Source organism: Oleiphilus sp. HI0086, assembly GCF_001635225.1.
Genome location: NZ_LWFZ01000956.1, coordinates 1 through 2094, shown reverse-complemented (window position 1 = coordinate 2094; position 2094 = coordinate 1). Strand labels below are relative to the sequence as shown.

Sequence of the window (2094 nt, the reverse complement as noted above, 5' to 3'; positions counted from 1 at the left end):
AAGCTCACAGAGAGTTTGGTTGATAGTCTGGAATCTGAAATCCTTTCTAATGCTTTATCTGTAAGTTATGACTCCAACAAAGTGGTTGTGCGTTTCTCTGAGGCGACTACTTTTCCATCAGGGAGTGAAGAGCTAAAAGATGCAATGTTCCCGATTCTTGAAAAAATAGAAGAAGTACTTGCTACTTGCGAGGGTGAAATAACGGTCTCGGGTTATACCGATAATTTGCCGGTTAACTCGGCGCGCTATCGTTCAAATTGGGATTTGTCTGCAGCACGGGCTGTGAGTGTCGTCCATCAACTTATTTTTAATAATAAAGTAGATGCTAACCGCGTTAGTGCAGCGGGCAGAGCAGAAACAAATCCTTTGGCACCTAATGACACCGCAGAGAACCGGGCCAAGAATCGACGGGTCGAAATAAGCGTGTTTGACCCGGTTTGTGAGGAGTCTGACTGGGACTTCTAAAATGTATCTTTCTTGGAAGGCACTAGCTCGCTATAATGGCGGCCTTTTAGTCTGTAACAAATATTTAGAAGGTGTCGTAGCGTGAGTGGACCAAGTCAACCGAAAGTCGAAGATGAGCAGTGGAGTGATGAGCGAATTCAGGGGTTTTTATCTTTAAAGCCTTTGGATGGTAGCGATCCGGATTATCACGTACTAATTCAAGCCTACCAACATATGACTCCTGATTTCTTTCAGCGTTTTATTGCAATGTTTGCTGAATCTGGCAGGAATATTAATGCTTTATCTCTAAGCGGTGAGACAATATTTGATCGCGTGTCGGAGCATGCTAAGTCTCAAGCATACAGTGATGTATTGAAATCAAATGCTGCGCTGAAGTCTAGCGAGCTATAAGCTTCTGATTCCTGATATAAGGCTGATGGCTCTATGAATGACGATATTGCCTTTCGCTTTGGCGGTATTGCTCGCCTGTATGGTTTGCCAACGCTAGAGCGTTTTCAGCATAGTCATATTGCCGTGATTGGTATTGGCGGTGTCGGTTCCTGGGCCGCCGAAGCCTTAGCTCGATCGGGTATTGGTGAAGTTACCCTATTTGATCTGGATGATATTTGCGTTTCGAATATCAACAGGCAAATCCATGCATTGCAAGACACGGTTGGGGCGATGAAGGTGGAGGCTATGGCTGCTCGAATGCAGCAGATTAATCCGCAGATCAAAGTACATGCAAACCACACCTTTATTACGCCTGCAAATGTAGAAACTTTGCTGCACAAAGGCTTTGACTATGTCTTTGATGCGACCGATAGTGTCAAAGCAAAGACTGCCATTATTGCTCATTGTTCGCGACATAAGATTAAGTTGATCTGCTCGGGAGGCGCCGGTGGCCAAGTTGATCCGAGTCAGATTCAAATTGCTGACTTAAATCGTACTATCCAGGACCCATTGCTTGCCAAGATACGCAATAATCTTCGTCGCATGCATGGCTTTTCCCGAAACCCCAAACGCAAATATCGGATTGACTGTGTATATTCGACTGAGCAATTAGTTTACGCACACAGTGATGGCGCAGTATGTCACGAAAAGCCAGCCGAAGGCGGTCCGGTAAAACTGGATTGTGCCTCGGGCTTTGGTGCGGCAACTCACATAACGGCAACATTCGCCTTTATGGCGGTATCTCAAATTCTAAAGAAACTCGCAATCCTGGCAGAATGATCTTTAATTGTAAGACGTCCCTTAAAAGGGTGTTGTAACGAGTTAAAGTGCTTCCCCATAGATGTATGTTGCGGGTGGGCCGATTTCAAAGAAAAGAATCCGTTTCTATGGTTGAGCTGCAGCTTATTTTACTGGCGAGTATTGGTGTTATTTCCCTTATTTGTCAATGGATTGCCTGGCGTTTACGTTTGCCGGCAATTTTATTTCTCTTACTTGCAGGAATTCTTATCGGGCCTGGTTTAGGTATTCTGGAGCCGGATGCCTTGTTTGGTGAAATGCTATTCCCGATTGTATCGCTGGCCGTTGCCGTGATTCTGTTTGAGGGTAGCCTTCTCTTAAATTTCAGGAGCTACGTGAACACGGCAAGATGGTTCGCAACCTTCTAATGTCTGGTGTAGTTGTTACTTGGTCTATCGGAAC

The 2094-nt window shown here is 45.1% G+C and carries 4 protein-coding genes; all 4 read left to right on the top strand.

The annotated features are described in order from the left end of the window. On the top strand, positions 1 to 465 hold a 465-nt coding region (locus tag A3756_RS17105; RefSeq protein WP_156490554.1), incomplete at its 5' end, for an OmpA family protein. Positions 466 to 546: 81 nt separating this feature from the next. Beyond that, entirely contained in the window at positions 547 to 855 is a 309-nt protein-coding gene (locus A3756_RS17100; protein WP_068510133.1) for a PA4642 family protein, read from the top strand. Positions 856 to 888: 33 nt separating this feature from the next. Then, positions 889 to 1674 carry a tRNA cyclic N6-threonylcarbamoyladenosine(37) synthase TcdA gene (gene tcdA / locus A3756_RS17095; protein WP_068512811.1) on the top strand — a complete coding sequence of 262 codons (786 nt, stop codon included), beginning with the start codon at positions 889 to 891 and terminating at the stop codon, positions 1672 to 1674. Between the two features lie 107 nt (positions 1675 to 1781). Then, the gene (locus A3756_RS17090; RefSeq protein ID WP_068554044.1) at positions 1782 to 2060 is read left to right on the top strand and encodes a cation:proton antiporter; all 279 of its coding nucleotides are present in this window, start codon (positions 1782 to 1784) and stop codon (positions 2058 to 2060) included. Positions 2061 to 2094 lie beyond the last annotated feature (34 nt).